15 protein-coding genes are annotated in these 15,077 nt (G+C 74.4%); 6 read left to right on the top strand and 9 right to left on the bottom strand.

The features are described from left to right. The first annotated feature begins 7 nt into the window (after window positions 1-7). Window positions 8-1,609: a leucyl aminopeptidase family protein gene (locus tag SERN_RS01955; protein WP_135848431.1), complete on the top strand. Its 1,602-nt coding sequence runs from the start codon at window positions 8-10 to the stop codon at window positions 1,607-1,609. Window positions 1,610-1,640: 31 nt separating this feature from the next. On the opposite strand, the gene SERN_RS01950 is transcribed toward SERN_RS01955, so the two are convergent. After that, complete coding sequence (locus tag SERN_RS01950; RefSeq protein ID WP_135848430.1) at window positions 1,641-2,285, bottom strand: O-methyltransferase; 645 nt, start codon at window positions 2,283-2,285, stop codon at window positions 1,641-1,643. 83 nt (window positions 2,286-2,368) lie between these two features. Here SERN_RS01950 and sigE point away from each other — a divergent pair, with 83 nt between their 5' ends. From sigE to SERN_RS01930, 4 genes are read left to right on the top strand one after another with little or no spacing between them, the layout of a single operon-like run. After that, a complete protein-coding gene (sigE, locus tag SERN_RS01945; RefSeq protein ID WP_233251404.1) occupies window positions 2,369-2,992 on the top strand; it encodes an RNA polymerase sigma factor SigE in 624 nt (207 codons plus the stop codon). Then, window positions 2,989-3,870 carry an anti-sigma factor family protein gene (locus SERN_RS01940; RefSeq protein ID WP_135848429.1) on the top strand — a complete coding sequence of 294 codons (882 nt, stop codon included), beginning with the start codon at window positions 2,989-2,991 and terminating at the stop codon, window positions 3,868-3,870. The genes sigE and SERN_RS01940 overlap by 4 nt, the downstream gene beginning before the upstream one ends. Next, window positions 3,863-5,233 carry a S1C family serine protease gene (locus SERN_RS01935; RefSeq protein ID WP_199241474.1) on the top strand — a complete coding sequence of 457 codons (1,371 nt, stop codon included), beginning with the start codon at window positions 3,863-3,865 and terminating at the stop codon, window positions 5,231-5,233. Before SERN_RS01940 ends, SERN_RS01935 begins: the two co-directional genes overlap by 8 nt. Then, entirely contained in the window at window positions 5,230-5,637 is a 408-nt protein-coding gene (locus SERN_RS01930) for a twin-arginine translocase TatA/TatE family subunit (protein WP_233251403.1), read from the top strand. The genes SERN_RS01935 and SERN_RS01930 overlap by 4 nt, the downstream gene beginning before the upstream one ends. A 44-nt stretch (window positions 5,638-5,681) precedes the next feature. Here SERN_RS01930 and SERN_RS01925 read toward each other — a convergent pair whose 3' ends face one another. From SERN_RS01925 to SERN_RS01895, 7 genes are all read right to left on the bottom strand, one after another. After that, a complete protein-coding gene (locus tag SERN_RS01925; protein WP_135848428.1) occupies window positions 5,682-6,818 on the bottom strand; it encodes an Mrp/NBP35 family ATP-binding protein in 1,137 nt (378 codons plus the stop codon). A 44-nt stretch (window positions 6,819-6,862) separates the two neighbouring features. Beyond that, on the bottom strand, window positions 6,863-7,654 hold the full coding sequence (locus tag SERN_RS01920) for a response regulator (protein WP_135848427.1): 792 nt from the start codon (window positions 7,652-7,654) through the stop codon (window positions 6,863-6,865). Beyond that, window positions 7,651-8,823 (bottom strand): sensor histidine kinase, encoded by a 1,173-nt coding sequence (locus SERN_RS01915; RefSeq protein WP_135848426.1) that lies wholly within the window; start codon window positions 8,821-8,823, stop codon window positions 7,651-7,653. Before SERN_RS01915 ends, SERN_RS01920 begins: the two co-directional genes overlap by 4 nt. Before the next feature lie 10 nt (window positions 8,824-8,833). After that, window positions 8,834-9,631: an ABC transporter permease gene (locus SERN_RS01910; protein WP_135848425.1), complete on the bottom strand. Its 798-nt coding sequence runs from the start codon at window positions 9,629-9,631 to the stop codon at window positions 8,834-8,836. Continuing rightward, complete coding sequence (locus SERN_RS01905; RefSeq protein ID WP_135848424.1) at window positions 9,628-10,530, bottom strand: ABC transporter ATP-binding protein; 903 nt, start codon at window positions 10,528-10,530, stop codon at window positions 9,628-9,630. The genes SERN_RS01910 and SERN_RS01905 overlap by 4 nt, the downstream gene beginning before the upstream one ends. A gap of 99 nt (window positions 10,531-10,629) precedes the next feature. Further along, window positions 10,630-11,205 (bottom strand): DUF1003 domain-containing protein, encoded by a 576-nt coding sequence (locus SERN_RS01900; RefSeq protein ID WP_135848423.1) that lies wholly within the window; start codon window positions 11,203-11,205, stop codon window positions 10,630-10,632. Continuing rightward, the gene (locus SERN_RS01895) at window positions 11,198-12,484 is read right to left on the bottom strand and encodes a magnesium transporter MgtE N-terminal domain-containing protein (RefSeq protein WP_135848422.1); all 1,287 of its coding nucleotides are present in this window, start codon (window positions 12,482-12,484) and stop codon (window positions 11,198-11,200) included. Before SERN_RS01895 ends, SERN_RS01900 begins: the two co-directional genes overlap by 8 nt. A gap of 105 nt (window positions 12,485-12,589) precedes the next feature. Between SERN_RS01895 and SERN_RS01890 the strand changes: the two genes are divergently transcribed. Next, entirely contained in the window at window positions 12,590-13,348 is a 759-nt protein-coding gene (locus SERN_RS01890; RefSeq protein WP_135848421.1) for a general stress protein, read from the top strand. A 149-nt stretch (window positions 13,349-13,497) separates the two neighbouring features. Here SERN_RS01890 and SERN_RS01885 read toward each other — a convergent pair whose 3' ends face one another. Further along, the gene (locus SERN_RS01885) at window positions 13,498-15,048 is read right to left on the bottom strand and encodes an aminopeptidase P family protein (protein ID WP_408640855.1); all 1,551 of its coding nucleotides are present in this window, start codon (window positions 15,046-15,048) and stop codon (window positions 13,498-13,500) included. Between the last annotated feature and the right edge of the window lie 29 nt (window positions 15,049-15,077).

The raw sequence follows: 15,077 nt of genomic DNA, 5'->3' as shown, positions 1-15,077 counted from the left end.
AGCGGCCGTGGTCGAGCAGCTCGGCGTGACCCTTCCCGGGACCGAGGTCCTGGGTCTGTCCCTCTCGCGTGCCGCGCTCGAGGGCGAGTGGGACGCCGTCGCCGTCCCCGTCGCCCCCGGGGGTGACGAGGAGGGCGTCCAGCCGCGTGCCGGCACCGCCGACGCCGCGGCCATGTACGGCATCGACCTCGCGGACCTCGCCGAGCTGACGGGGGCGACGGGTGCCGCGGGCGACGTGGTCGTCGTCCCGCTGCCGAAGCTCCTGGCGGGCTCCTCGATCTGGTCGCCGCTGCCGCGACGTCTCGTGCTCGTGGGGGTCGGTGACTCCGGTCCCGCGGCGCTGCGGACCGCGGGGGCGGCCATGGCGCGCGCCGTGACCGGACGCGTGCTGACGACGGTCGGACTCGAGGTGCGTCGGCCACGGGGCAGTCACGACGTGCCGGGCGCCGCCGCCGTCGTCGAGGGTGCGCTGCTGGCGACGGCGTCGGCGTTCCGCCGGAAGGCCGCCTCCCCGCCCGCACGACTGACCTCGCTGACCTTCGCCGCCGGTACGGCCGCCGCGCGGGTGACCCGCAGCGTCGACGTCGGCGAGACGCTCGCCCGCGGCACGATGATCGCCCGCGTGCTGGCCGCCACGCCCGCCGACGTCGCCACACCCGCGTGGATCGCCGACCGGGCCGTGGAGCTCGCCGCCGGTGAGGGCCGGCTGACCGTCGAGGTCCACGACGAGCGCTGGCTCGCCGAGAACGGGTTCGCCTCCGTGATCGCGGTGGGGGCCGAGTCGCCGTCGCCGCCGCGCCTGGTCGTGGTGACCTACGAGCCGTCGACCGCCGGCACCGGCACCGACGCCGGCGCCGGCGCCGGACGCACCGGTGACGCGAGCACGATCGCCGTCGTCGGCAAGGGCATCACGTTCGACACCGGTGGCCTGGCGCTCAAGCCGCGCGAGTCGATGGTGCCCATGAAGACCGACATGACCGGGGCCGCCGTCGCGCTCGCCACGGTCGTCACCGCCGCGCGCCTCGGGATCGGCCACAGCGTCGTCGCGGTGCTGCCCCTGGCGGAGAACTCCTTCGGCGGTGCCGCCTACCGGCCGGGCGACGTGATCCGGACCTGGGACGGCACGAGCGTCGAGATCGGCAACACCGACGCCGAGGGTCGGATGGTCCTGGCGGACGCGCTGGCCTGGACCGCGGACACGTTGCGGCCCGACGTGCTCGTCGACGTCGCGACCCTCACCGGGGCGGCCACCTCCGCGCTGAGCCGCACGCACGCCGCGCTCTTCACGCCGCAGGACGACGACGCCGCAGCCCTCGTCCTCGCCGGCGAGGCCGCGGGGGAGCGGGTCTGGCGGATGCCGCTGGTGGCGGACTACGCCGCCGCGCTGCACTCCGAGGTGGCCGACGTCAGCCACGTCACGACCGATCCGACGATGCGGGCGGGCGCCGTGACGGCGGCGCTGTTCCTCGAGCGGTTCGCGCACGGGCTGCCGTGGATCCACCTCGACATCGCCGGACCCGCCCGATCGCCGAAGGCGCGGCACGAGGTGCCGCAGGGGGCGACGGGCTTCGGCGTCCGGCTCCTCGTGGGGTGGCTGCGCGCTCGCTGACCGGCACCCGGCCGATCAGCGAGCCGCCGCGTCAGCGCTTGACGGCCACCAGGAGTCCGCCGCCGCTCGGCACGAGCGAGACCGCGAGGTCCTCGTCGGCGTTGAGCTGGCGCACGAGCTCGCGCACGGCCACCGTGTCGGCGTCGCGGCGGGCGGGGTCTGCGACGCGGTCGTACCAGAGGGCACGGGTGACGGCGAGCGTGCCTCCCGGGCGCAGCAACCGTCGGGCCTGCTGGACGAGGTCGCCGAGGTCGGCGACGTCGGAGTCCAGCAGGACCAGGTCGTAGTTGCCGTCGGCGAGGCGCGGCAGGACGTCGAGCGCCCGCCCCGCGATCGTGCGGGTGCGCGAGGACGGCACCCCGGCCGCCGCGAACGCCCGGCGAGCCTCGCGCTGGTACTCCACCTCGACGTCGATCGTCGTCAGGACGCCGTCGCGCGCCATCCCGGCGAGCAGCCAGACACCGCTCACGCCGGTGCCCGTGCCGATCTCCACGACGTGCCTCGCCGAGCTCGCCGCCGCGAGCACGCGCAGCAGCGCGCCGGTCGCCGGGCTGACCGCGTCGATGCCGAACTCCGCCGCGCGCTCCCGGGCCGCAGCCGCGGCCTCGGGCTCGAGGACGAGGTCCTCGGTGTAGGCCCAGCTCTGGGCCTTGTCGGCCCTCTCGGCTCCCGCCATGATGAGGCTCCTCTCGTCTGCAGCCATCGTAGGTGTCGCCGACGTCGGACGCGGTCGGGACGTGCCCGACGCCGTAGACTCTGGTGACCATCGACGTGAGGACATCCGTGCAGGCCGAGGAGTGGCACCCGCCCACCTGGGACGAGATCGTGCGCCAGTACACGCCCCAGGTGTACCGGCTCGCCTACCGGCTGACGGGCCAGGTGGCCGACGCCGAGGACCTGACGCAGGAGGTCTTCCTCCGCGTCTTCCGCTCGCTGGACTCCTACACGCCCGGGACGTTCGCGGGCTGGCTGCACCGCATCACGACGAACCTGTTCCTGGACCAGGTGCGGCGGAAGGCTCGTAACAAGACGTCCGCCCTGGGTGAGTACGACGCCGACGCCCCCCGCGCGGCGCGCGCGGACGAGCCCGAGCGGGGCTTCGAGATCGGCAACCTCGACGTCGACATCCAGGCGGCGCTCGACGACCTGCCGCCCGAGTACCGCGCCGCCGTCGTCCTGCGCGACATCGAGGACCTCACGTACGAGGAGATCGCCGACGTGCTCGACATCTCCCTCGGCACCGTGCGTTCGCGGATCCACCGGGGCCGCGCACGGCTGCGGACCTCGCTGGCGCACCGCTCGCCGGCGGAGACCGCGGCGTCGGTCGACAGCGACCGCCGCGGCTCGTCGTTCCCGCGCCTGACGCCGAGGCCGGCCCAGTGATCGGGCCGTTCGGGCACCTGGGCGCCGACGCCTGCGCGTTCGCCGACGGCAGTCTCGACGAGGCGCGCACGGCCTGGGCCGAGGCCCACCTCGAGCGCTGCGAGGACTGCGCCGCAGCGGTGCGCGAGCAGCGTCGCCAGCGCCGCGTGACGGGTTCGCTCGGCGACGTCGAGGTGCCGTCCTCGCTGCAGGACCGGCTCCTGGCGCTCTCGGAGGGTCGGCCCGAGACCGATGCCGACGAGCAGGACGCGCCCCGCCCGCTGCGCGGCGAGCTCGCCCCCGCGCCCTGGGCCGGCGGTGCCGCGTCCCGCACCCGACGCGCGACGGTCAGGGTCGTCGCCGTCGCGGCGGTCTCGGTGCTCGGGGTCGGAGTCGCGGCGGGTGGCTCGCTGATGGCCATCGGGGCCACGCGCACGACCTCGCCCGAGCGGCTGACAGCGCTGGCCGCCGTCGCGCCCGCCGTCGCGACCTCGCGCGTCGCGCCCGTCTCCACCGCACGCGCCGACGACGTCTGGCCGACGGGCTGGACCTCACCGGACGCGCTGCCCGACGGCGCCCGCGTCTCCGCCGTCCACGACCTCGACACCGGCGACCTGCGGGTCGACCTGGTGGTCGACGGTCAGGACGTCACCGTGCTCGAGTCCGAGGGTGTCCTCGGGCTGACCGACGTCACCGTCACGCGCAGCGTGCGGATCGGCGACCTGGAGGCCCACCTCGTCGGCAGCTGGTGGGTGGCCCAGGCGGGTTCCGAGATCGTCGCCGTCACCGCGGCCGACGACGACGTCAGTCTCGCCGTCATCGGCGAGTTCGACTCCTCGGGCTCCACGGGCGTGCTCGAGAGCATCACGCGGGGCTGGCAGGTGATCGCCGGTGGCTGATCCCACGCGCGAGCCGCAGCAGGCCTGGCCGTGGCCGACCCCCGAGGAGGAGGCCGCGGCGCGGCCCCTCGACACCGGCGGTCAGCACGTGAGCCCCGACCAGGGCTCCTGGTACGGCGGCCCCGGTCCCGTGCCGTCGCCCCCCACCGCCACGGGCGGATCTCCCGGTGGCCGCCGGGGCCGCCGCTCCCGACGTTCCGCGACCGATGATCGGACGCGGCGCGGGGTTCCGGCCGGCGTCGTCGTCGTGCTCGTGACCCTCGCGCTGCTGCTGGGCACCCTGACCGGGCTGGTCCTGGCCCCCCGGTTCGGCATCGAGCCGATCGCGGACGGTGCCGCGCCGACGGCGCCGGACCCGACCTCGGCGCCGTCCACCCCCTCGACGCTCGTCCCGCCGCCTCCCGATGCGACCGGCGGCACGGCCGCCGTCGGGATGGACATCTCCGCGATCGCGGCGCAGGCGCTCCCCAGCACCGTGGCCATCGAGGTCCGCGCGGGTGACGCCGGCTCGAGCGGTTCGGGCTTCGTCCTCCGCGAGGACGGCCACATCCTGACGAACGCGCACGTGGTCGGTGCGGCCGTCGGCGGCGCCGCCGAGCTGACCGTCGTCTTCAGCGACGGCGAGCAGGCGCCCGCCGAGATCGTCGGCATCACCACGGACTACGACCTCGCGGTCCTCAAGGTCGACCGCACCGACCTGGTCCCGCTCGCGCTCGGCGACTCCGACGAGGTCCAGGTCGGCCAGAGCGTCGTGGCGGTCGGCGCCCCGCTCGGACTGCAGGGCACCGTGACGTCCGGCATCGTCAGCGCGCTGAACCGCCCGGTGCAGGCGGGCGACGCCGAGCAGACCTCCTTCATCAACGCGATCCAGACCGACGCCGCCATCAACCCGGGCAACTCCGGTGGTCCTCTCCTCGACTCGCAGGGACGCGTCATCGGCATCAACTCGGCCATCGCGCAGCCGCCGGGGCAGAACGCTGCGGGCAGCATCGGTCTCGGGTTCGCGATCCCGAGCAACCAGGCGCGGCGCACCGCCGAGCAGCTCATCGCCGAGGGCGTCGCGACCTACCCCGTGATCGGTGTGCTGCTGGACTCCACCTACACCGACGTCGGGGTCAAGGTGGCCGAGCAGGCCGCCAACGGCGTCGAGCCGATCACTCCCGGCAGCGCCGCGGAGCAGGCGGGGATCCAGCCGGGCGACGTGATCGTCGCGATCAACGGGACCCCGGTCACCGTGCCGGACGAGCTCATCGTCGCGATCCGGGCACGCGCCCCGGGGGAGACCGTCTCGCTGACGGTCCGCGAGGCCGCGGGCGATCGCGACGTGCTCGTCGTGCTGGGCGAAGCGAGCTCCACTCCGTGATCTCGTTCCCCAACCCCTGGGAGCTGGGGATCCTGGTGGTGGTGGTGCTCCTGGTCGTCGGACCAGAACGCCTGCCCGCGTTCGCCGCGCAGCTGGGGCGGCTCGTTCGCGAGCTGCGCGACCTGGCGCGCGGCGCGACGGAGCGCGTGCGCGAGGAGATGGGCGACAGCTTCGACGACCTCAAGGACCTCGACCCGCGCCAGTACGACCCGCGTCGCATCGTGCGCGAGGCGCTGATGGACGATCCGCCGGCCGCGCGCCCCGCCTCGCGCTTCGTCGCTCCCGAACCGCCCGCGACGCCGCCCGGCCGGCCGGCGCCGTCGACCGGCTCCGGTGCGGGTGCCGTGTCCGGCGGCGCGGTCGCGGCCGGGGGCGCGACGCCGTTCGACGACGAGGCGACCTGAGGCGATCTGGCGCGACCTGCGCGGTCGCGTGACGGGCCGCCGGCTCAGACCACGTCGAGGCTGAGCCGCTTGCCCGCCAGCCCGCGCTCCTTGACGGCCAACCGCTTGGCCAGGCCGCGCAGCGCACGCACGCCCTCGCCGTCGGCGTCCGTGATCGCGGCGGGCGTGCCGCCGTCGCCGCCCTCGCGCACCTGGACGTCGAGCGGGACCTGCGCGAGCAGGTTGACCCGGTAGCCGAGCGCATCCGTCAGCCGGTCCGCGACGGCCTCGCCGCCGCCCGAGCCGAACAGCTCGAGCCGGCTGCCGTCGGGCTGCGTCAGCCAGGACATGTTCTCCACGACGCCGACGACGTTCTGGCGCGTCTGCGCGGCCATCGACCCGGCGCGGGCGGCGACGTCGGCGGCGGCGGCCTGCGGCGTCGTGACGACCAGGAGGTCGGCGCCGGGGACGAGCTGCGCGACCGAGATCGCGATGTCACCCGTGCCGGGCGGGAGGTCCAGCAGCAGCACGTCGAGGTCGCCCCAGAAGACGTCGGCGAGGAACTGCTGGAGTGCGCGGTGCAGCATGGGCCCGCGCCACACCACGGGCTGGCCGGGGGCCGCGAACATGCCGATCGAGATGACCTTCACGTCGTGCGCGACGGGCGGCAGGATCATGTCGGAGACCTTGGTGGGGGAGTGCGTCACCCCGAGCATCAGCGGGATCGAGAAGCCGTAGATGTCCGCGTCCAGGACGCCGACGCGCAGCCCCTGCTTCGCCATCGCGACCGCCAGGTTCGCCGTCACGGTGGACTTGCCGACCCCGCCCTTGCCGGAGGCGACCGCGATGACGCGGGTCAGCGAGCCGGGCTGGGAGAACGGGATCACGGGTTCGGCCGTGCCGCCGCGCAGCTTGGTGCGCAGCTCCGTGCGCTCGTCGTCGGTCATCACCGTCAGCTCGACGGCGACGCTCGTGACCCCCTCGACGGCGGCGACGGCCTCGGTCACGTTGCTCGTGATGGTGTCGCGCAGCGGGCAGCCCGCCGTCGTGAGGGCGACGCCGACGACCGCGGCTCCGGTGTCGCCGTCGAGGCTGACGTCCCTGACCATGTCGAGCTCGGTGATGGGGCGGCGGATCTCGGGGTCCAGCACGCCCGCGAGTGCCTGGTGGATGGCGTCGAGGCGGGGATCGGTGCTCACCACTCGAGTGTAGGTCGGGCGCTCGGCGGCCCGTCAGGGGCGGCGGGTCAGGTCCGGCGTGACTCCGGTCGCTCGAGCAGCCCGAGCTCCATCGCGCGCGTCACGGCGCGGGTGCGGTCGGACACCTCGAGCTTCGCGAACACCCGCAGCAGGTGGGACTTCACGGTGGCCTCGCCGATGAACAGGCGGCGGCCGATCCCCGGGTTGGACAGGCCGTCGGCGACCAGGGCCAGGACGTCGCGCTCGCGGTCGGTGAGGGTGGGGGCGTCGGCGGCGGGGGCGGGGGGACCGGAGGGAGCTGCGGCGGGAGCGGCCGTGGCGCGCACGTCGACGGCGGCTGCCGGTGCCGCGTCCGCGACGGGCTGCTCGCGCACGCGCGCCACGAGCGCCGTCGCCACGCTGGGCGAGAGCGGCGACGTTCCGGCGGCGACGGCGTGGATGCCCGCGACGATCTCGGCGGGCGGTGCGGCCTTGATGAGGTACCCGCTGGCACCCGCCTCGATCGCGGCGAGGATCTGGTCGTCGGTCTCGTAGGTGGTCAGCACGAGGACGCGCGGGCGGGTCCCACCCCCGGCGAGGACGCGAGCGGTCGCGGCGACGCCGTCGAGCACCGGCATCCGCAGGTCCATGAGGACGACGTCGGGCCGCAGCCGGGCGGCGAGGTCGACCGCGGCCGCCCCGTCGCCGGCCTCGCCCACGACCTCGATGCTCGGCTCGCCCGCGAGCAGACCGACGATGCCGGCACGGACGATGGGGTGGTCGTCCGCGACGAGCACGCGCACACGCCGGGGCGTGCCGTCGTCGTCCGCGGCGGCGACGTCGCCGCCCGACGCCGTCACGCGTGCCCCCCGGGCGACGTGGTCGGAACCGACCCCGTCGGCACGAACGCGCGCAGCACGCTGCCGCGTGGCTCGCGCGGTCCGAACGACACCCAGCCCCCCACGAGGGCCAGGCGGTCGTCCAGCCCGCTCAGGCCGTACCCCGTGCTCGTGCCGGGGGCGGCTGCGGGGCCGACGCCGTCGTCGCCCACCTCCAGCGCGACCCCGCCCTCGCCGTCGGCGACCGTGACCCAGGCCCGCGACGCGTGCGCGTGCTTGCGGACGTTGGCCAGAGCCTCCTGGACGGTGCGCAGGACGACGACCTCGTGCTCGCGCGGCAGGGCGGACGGCGTCGCGTCGAGCACGACGGCGAGCCCTGTCTCCCGCTCGAATCCCGCGGTCACCCGGGCGAGCGCGTCGGCGAGAGCCGCCGTCGGGGCGTACTCGGCGACCAGGGCGCGGGACTCCGCCAGGGCGCCCGCGGCGAGGTCGGCGATGAGGGCGAGGTCGGCCGAGGTGGCCGCGGTGGCCGTGGTCGCGGCGTGCTCGCGCTGCGTCCGCTGCACGACCATCACGAGACCGGTGAGGCTCTGGGTGACCGTGTCGTGCAGCTCGCGCGCCACGCGCGCCCGCTCGCCGTCGACCCCCGCCGCGCGCTCGAGCGCCCGGACCTCCTCCTGCGTCTGCTGCAGCTCCTCCACGAGCGCGGCGCGCTCGTTCGCGTACCGGTAGACGCTCGAGAACCAGGCCCCCATCGCGATCGAGAAGCCTGCCGACACGACCCCCGTCACGGCCCCGTTCAGCCAGCTGCCCGGACCCAGACCGGTGCCGACGGCGACCGCCACCCCGAGCGCCACGGTCCGGAGCAGACCCGACCGGAAGCCGGTGCTCAGGCGCCACAGCAGCGGGTAGGCGGCGATCTGGATGAAGGCCGAGGTGGGGGAGGCCGCGCACGCGAGACCGACGAGGGTGAGCACGACGACGCCGTAGGCGTGGGCGCTGCACGTCCCCTCGGCCTCGATCGCGCGGTACCCCCAGGCGACGTGCGCCACTCCGAGCGCCACCAGGGCTGCCACCGCGAACGCGACACCGCCGCCGCCGTCCGGGTCTCGGTCGATGACGACCAGCACGCCGATCACGGCCACCGCGGCAACGGTGCCGATGGTCCACCAGCGGCTCGAGGCGATCATGCTGCCATTCTCACGCGTCGCGCCTGATCCAGCGGAACGTCAGCCGCGACAGGACCGCGCCGAGGACCAGCCAGACCACCAGGGCGAGCGCGACCTGCCCCAGACCCCACGTGCCGCCGCGCTCCAGCACGTCGAAGCTCTCGGGCAGGAACACCGAGCGCATGCCGCGCGCCATCCACGCCAGCGGGAACAGGGCGCCGACCGTGCGGACGCCGTCGGGGAGCTGGAAGTCGGCGACGTACACGCCGGAGATGAACTGCAGCACGGTGACCATCGGGATGACGACCGCGCTCGCGCTGCGCCCCGAGCGGGGCACGGCCGACAGGGCGATCCCGAGCAGGGAGCACGCGGTCAGACCGAGCAGGAAGACCCAGGCGAACGTGAGCCAGCGGGCGGGATCGGTGGGGAGCTCGACGCCGAACACGAGGGTCGCCACGAGCAGGAGCGCCGCGACCTGGGCGACGGCGGTGACGAGGACCTGGCCGAACTTGCCCAGGAGGTAGGTCACGGGACTCATCGGGGTGCCGCCGAGCCGCTTCAGCCGACCGTCGCCCTTCTCCATCGCGATGTCGATCGCGAGGTTCTGCACGCCCGACAGCAGGACGCCCGCGGCGATGAGACCGGGCAGGAAGTACGTGGCCATCGGGATCGTGGTGCCCCCGGCGTCCGCCTCGCCCGCAAAGATCGCCGAGAACAGCACGAGGAAGATGACGGGGAACAGGAACGTGAAGAGCATCGTGTCGCCCTGGCGGACGTAGCCGCGGACCTCGTGCGCGATGCGGGTGGGGGTGAGGGCGAGCGCGGTCATCGCGCGACCTCCGTCGCTGCGGCGGCGAGGGAGGACGTCGCCGCCGGCAACGCCGTTGCGACGAGGTCGAGGTAGACGTCCTCGAGCGTCGGCCGGGTGACCGTCAGCTCGTGCGGTTCGCCGTCGAACCGTCCGACGAGCTCGGCGACCAGGGCGGCGGGCGCCCCGGTGCGACGGGTGCGGAGCTCGCCGTCGTCCTCCCGCCAGCGCACGACAGGGACGCGCGAGGTCGCCCCGCCGATCTCCTCGACGCGGCCGATGTCGGCCAACCGGCCACCGATGATGACGCCGACGCGGTCGGCCAGCTGCTCGGCCTCGTCCAGGTAGTGGGTGGTGAGCAGGATCGTGGTGCCCTCCTCGGCGAGCGAGCGGACGAGGCGCCAGAACTCGTGCCGCGCCTGCGGGTCGAAGCCGGTGGTGGGCTCGTCCAGGAACAGCAGCTCGGGACGACCGATGACGCCGAGCGCGACGTCGACGCGTCGCCGCTGTCCGCCCGACAGCTTCCCGATGCGGGTGTCGGCCTTGGACTCGAGCCCGACGGCGGCGATCACCTCGTCCACGCCGCGCGGGCGCGGGTAGTAGCGCGCCGCCTGGGTGAGCTGTTCGCGGACCGTGTGGACGCCACCCTCGGGCAGATCCTGCAGCACGATGCCGAGGCGGGCGCGCCAGTCCAGCCCGCCGGTGCCGGGGTCCGTCCCGAGGACGCTGACGGCGCCGCCGGTCCGGCGTCGGTAGCCCTCGAGGATCTCGATGGTGGTGGACTTCCCCGCACCGTTCGGGCCCAGGAGCGCGAACGTCTCGCCCCGGTGGATCTCGAAGGAGAGGTCATCGACGGCCACGACGTCGCCGTAGGACTTGTGCAGGCCGTCGACCACGACGGCGGGGGGTGTGCTGGTCATGCATCCAGCCTGGCGCGGCGGCAGCGACGGCGGCAGCCACCGACCGGTGGGTTCGTCCCCACCGGTCGGTGGGGGCGAACGGACGTCCGGTGCCGTCGGCTACCGGCGGCGGTCGGGAGAGCTGTCGCCGGGCGCGGCGCCGGGCGTGCCGCCGTCGTCGGTCCGCTCGGCGCGGATCTCCTCCCGCAGGTCCTCCAGCAGGTCGCGCAGCTCGCCACGCACGTAGTCGCGCGTCGCGACGTCCTGCAGCGCGAGCCGCAGCGAGGCCATCTCGCGGGCCAGGAACTCGGTGTCGGCGAGGTTGCGCTCGGTGCGCTGGCGGTCCTGCTCGGCAGCGACGCGGTCGCGGTCGGTCTGCCGGTTCTGCGCCAGCAGGATCAGCGGCGCGGAGTAGGAGGCCTGCAGCGACAGCATGAGCGTGAGCAGCGTGAATCCGAGGGCGTAGCTGTCGAATCGCAGGTTCTCGGGTGCCAGCGTGTTCCAGGTCAGCCAGAACACGCAGAACACCGTCATGTAGACGAGGAAGCGCGGGGTGCCGAAGAACCGCGCGATGCCCTCGGCGTTCTTGCCGACGTCGACACCCCCGTTCCGCGAGGGACGACGGCGGCCGAACAGGCCGCCCGTCTTCTCCAGCGGGGAGTCGAGCCGGTCGGACCGGTCGCCGCGCTCAGCCACGGCCGCCGCCCGGGGTCAGCGACGCGTCGGTGAGCGCGTCGTCCGCGTCCCGCCAGTCGTCGGGCAGCAGGCGGTCGAGCACGTCGTCGGCCGAGACGGCACCGAGCAGGCGGTGCTCCTCGTCCAGGACCGGCAGGGCCGTGAGGTTGTACGTCGCCATCAGTCGCGTGACCTTGCCGAGCGGATCCGTGGGCAGCACCCACTCGATGTCGCGGTCGAGCAGGGTGCCGACGGCGTCGTGCGGGGGTTCGCGCAGCATCGCCTGCAGGTGCACGACGCCGAGGAAGCGCCCCGTGGGCGTCTCGAGCGGGGGCCGGACGACGAACACCAGCGTCGACAGGGCGGGGGAGAGGTCACGACGGCGCACGTGCGCCAGCGCCGACGCGATCGTCGCCTCGGGGCCGAGGATCACGGGCTCGGTCGTCATCAGACCACCGGCCGTGTGCTCGCCGTAGGCGAGGAGTCGGCGGACGTCGTCCGCCTCCTCGGGCTCCATGCGCTCGAGCAGCTCCCTGGCGGTCTCGGCGGGCAGCTCAGCAACGAGGTCGGCGGCGTCGTCCGGCTGCATCACGTCCAGCACGCGCGCGGCCCGGTCCGTCTGGAGGGAGACGAGGATCCCGACCGAGTCCTCGTCGGAGAGCTCCTCCAGGACGTCGGCCAGACGCTCGTCGTCGAGCTCCGAGGCCACCTCGAGGCGCCGCTGGTCGGGCAGGTCGTGCAGCACGTCGGCGACGTCGGCCGGCTTGAGGCCCTCCAGCGTGGCGAGCAGGGCGGAGGCACCCTGACCCGGGCGCTGCTCGGTCAGGCCGGTGACGGAGTCGGCGTCGACCAGGAGGGTCTCGCCGCGTCGCCAGCGCAGACCGCCGGCGACGGTGCGGCGGACGAAGAGCTTGGTGACATCCCAGTCGCGACCGCGGCGCAGCTCGATCGCGAGGTCCTCGAGGCGCGCGTCGCCGCCGCCGTCGTTCTCGGAGAGCAGGAGGCTGCGGTCGAGCAGCTGCCCGACCACCTGCGTCTCGCCAGCACGCTGCTCGAACCGACGCATGTTCACGAGGCCGGTGGTGATGACGGAGCCGGCGTCCATGCTGGTCACGCGGCTGAGCGGCACGAACACGCGGCGCTTGCCCGCCACTTCGACCACGAGTCCGACGGCGCGCAGCGCCCCCGTGGAGCGGTGGACGACGACGACGTCGTGCACCTTGCCGACCTGGTCGCGGTTGGGGTCGAACACGCCGGTACCTGCCAGGCGCGCGGCGAAGACGCGGGAGGGAGTGCTCACGGCCTCCAGGGTAGGGCGTGGGGCCGGGCCGCGGGACGGCGCGCCACGGCACGACGCCCAGGAGACGTCCAGGCAGGATCCAGCAAATAGCGCCACAATGAGGGCATGTCCCTCAACGATCCCCGCGCGATGCGCGTCCCCACCCCGCCGCAGGGCGTCGAGATCGCCTCGTTCCCGACCTACCTCGAGGCGCAGAAGGCGGTCGACGTGCTGGCCGACGGCGCGTTCACCGTGCAGGCCGTGACGATCGTCGGCTCCGACCTGCGCATGGTCGAGCGCGTGACCGGCCGGCTGTCCTACCCGCGCGTGGCCGCCGCCGGTGCGCTCTCGGGCGTCTGGTTCGGTATCTTCATCGGTCTGCTCTTCAGCCTGTTCGCCGGCTCCGAGGGCAACGTCCTCGGCACGATCGTGACCTGCGCCGTCATCGGTGCGGCGTTCGGGTCGCTCTTCGGGGTCATCTCCTACTCCTTCACCGGCGGGAAGCGCGACTTTGTCTCGTCCTCGCAGGTGGTGGCCAGCCGCTACTCGGTGCTGTGCCTGCCCGACCTCGCCGGCGACGCCCGCGCGATGCTGACGAAGGCGCAGATCCCGCTGTCGGGCGGCGGGGCGTTCGGTCAGGGGCAGCAGGTCCAGTCCCCGCAGGGGCAGTTCGGTCAGCAGGGTCAGTTCGGTCAGCACACGCCCCAGCAGCCCGGCCCGTACGGCCAGCAGGCCCCGCAGGGTCAGCAGCCTCAGCCGCAGCCGGGCCAGGCGCCCCAGCAGCAGCCCGGCCAGGCGCCGCAGCAGCCCCAGCAGCCCGCCCCCGAGCTGAACGAGCCCCCGCGCTACGGTCAGCGCATCGAGGACGACCGCCCGCAGCAGTAGCCCGGGGCCCGGCCACCAGCCGACCCCCGCCCGACCGCCCGACGGCCCTTCGCCGTCGGGCGGTCGTGTTCGTGCGCGCCACCTGTCGCTTGCCTGAGCGCGAAGCGACCGGAGCCGCGCAGAAACGGGCGGCGGGCGGCGGAGCGCCGTCAGCGACCGCGCGCGACCTCCGCCATCCACGCCTCGACGTCCTCCGACGCTCGCGGCAGCGCGGCCGACAGGTTCTCGTAGCCGTCGGCCGTCACCAGGACGTCGTCCTCGATGCGGACACCGATGCCGCGGTACTCCTGGGGCACCGCCAGGTCGTCCGCCTTGAAGTACAGGCCGGGCTCGATGGTGAAGACCATGCCGGGCTCGAGCACGCCGTCGAGGTACATCTCGGCGCGCGCCTGCGCGCAGTCGTGCACGTCGAGTCCGAGGTGGTGGCTCGTGCCGTGCGGCATCCACCGCCGGTGCTGCTGACCCTCGGGCGTCAGCGACTCGGCCGCGCTCACGGGCAGCAGGCCCCACTCCTCCAGGCGCAGCGCGATGACCTCCATCGCCGCGGCGTGGATCTCGCGGAATCTGATCCCCGGCCGGACGACGGCGAACGCCGCGTCGGCCGCCTCGCGCACCGCCTCGTAGACCCGGCGCTGGACCTCGGTGAACTCGCCGGAGACCGGCAGCGTGCGCGTGACGTCGGCGGTGTAGAGCGAGTCGACCTCGACCCCGGCGTCGAGCAGCAGGAGCTCACCCGAGGTGACGGTGCCCGTGTTGCGGATCCAGTGCAGCGTCGTGGCGTGGTCGCCGGCGGCGGCGATCGTGTCGTACCCGACGGCATTTCCCTCCTCGCGCGCCCGGGCCGCGAACGCACCCTCGACCACGCGCTCGCCCCTGGCGTGCCCGGTGGCGCGGGGGAGGGCGGCCACGACGTCGGCGAACCCGCGGATCGACGCGTCCACCGCGAGCCGGAGCTGCTCGATCTCCCACGCGTCCTTGACCAGGCGCAGCTCGGAGACGACGCCGGCGAGCTCGTCGTCGAACGCCGACTCCTCGTAGGTGTCGTGACCGTTCTCGGCGGCGACGACGTCCACCAGCGTCCCGACGGCGTCGTCCGCCCCGCGCAGCACGCGCAGGTTCACGCCCGGCGTGGAGGCGTCCTTGGCGACGGCGTCGCGCAGGTCGTCGATGTGCGCGGTGCGGATGCCGGTGAGCGCCTCGGCCTCCTCGAGCGTCCAGCGCCTCCCGACCCAGAACTCGCCGTAGCGCGCGTCGGCGTAGAACTCCTCGCTGTCGCGGGGGGCCAGCGGTCGCGTGTAGAGGACGGCCTCGTGGCCGTCGGCAGCCATCCCGTCGTCGCCGGTCCCGTCCTCGTCGGACGCGACCGGGTGCAGCACGAGCACGGCGTCGGCCTCCTGGTCGGTGCCCAGACCCGTGAGGTGGGCGAACGCGGCGTGCGGCCGGAAGGCGTAGTCGGTGTCGTTGGAGCGCACCTTGAGCGAACCGGCGGGGAGCACGAGGGTGTCGCCGGGGAACTGCTCGCCCAGGCGGGCGCGGCGTGCGGCGGCGTACGGCGCCGACTCCAGCGGTGCCGGCACCCCCTCGCTCGCGGGGGCCCAGGAGGAGCCCATGAACTCGCGGAAGGAGGCGGACGTGGGGCGCTGCGACCGGTTGCTGCCGCGGTCGCTGACGGGCTGCTGCTGCTCACTCATGCGGTCCATCGTCCCACCATCCGACCCGGCGCCCCGGC

The sequence above is a fragment of the Serinibacter arcticus genome, from assembly GCF_004786095.1.
Taxonomy (GTDB): Bacteria; Actinomycetota; Actinomycetes; order Actinomycetales; family Beutenbergiaceae; genus Litorihabitans; species Litorihabitans arcticus.
The sequence above is the reverse complement of the archived record's forward strand: the minus strand, read 5'-3'. Positions and strand labels throughout refer to the sequence as shown.

What these genes read in the sequence shown, in the direction of transcription:
- SERN_RS01950 (WP_135848430.1), bottom strand. Translation starts at nt 2,285, where the DNA reads ATGGCGGGAGCCGAGAGGGCCGACAAGGCCCAGAGCTGGGCCTACACC.
- SERN_RS01915 (WP_135848426.1), bottom strand. Translation starts at nt 8,823, where the DNA reads ATGATCGCCTCGAGCCGCTGGTGGACCATCGGCACCGTTGCCGCGGTG.
- SERN_RS01910 (WP_135848425.1), bottom strand. Translation starts at nt 9,631, where the DNA reads ATGACCGCGCTCGCCCTCACCCCCACCCGCATCGCGCACGAGGTCCGC.
- SERN_RS01905 (WP_135848424.1), bottom strand. Translation starts at nt 10,530, where the DNA reads ATGACCAGCACACCCCCCGCCGTCGTGGTCGACGGCCTGCACAAGTCC.
- SERN_RS01890 (WP_135848421.1), top strand. Translation starts at nt 12,590, where the DNA reads ATGTCCCTCAACGATCCCCGCGCGATGCGCGTCCCCACCCCGCCGCAG.
- SERN_RS01885 (WP_408640855.1), bottom strand. Translation starts at nt 15,048, where the DNA reads ATGGACCGCATGAGTGAGCAGCAGCAGCCCGTCAGCGACCGCGGCAGC.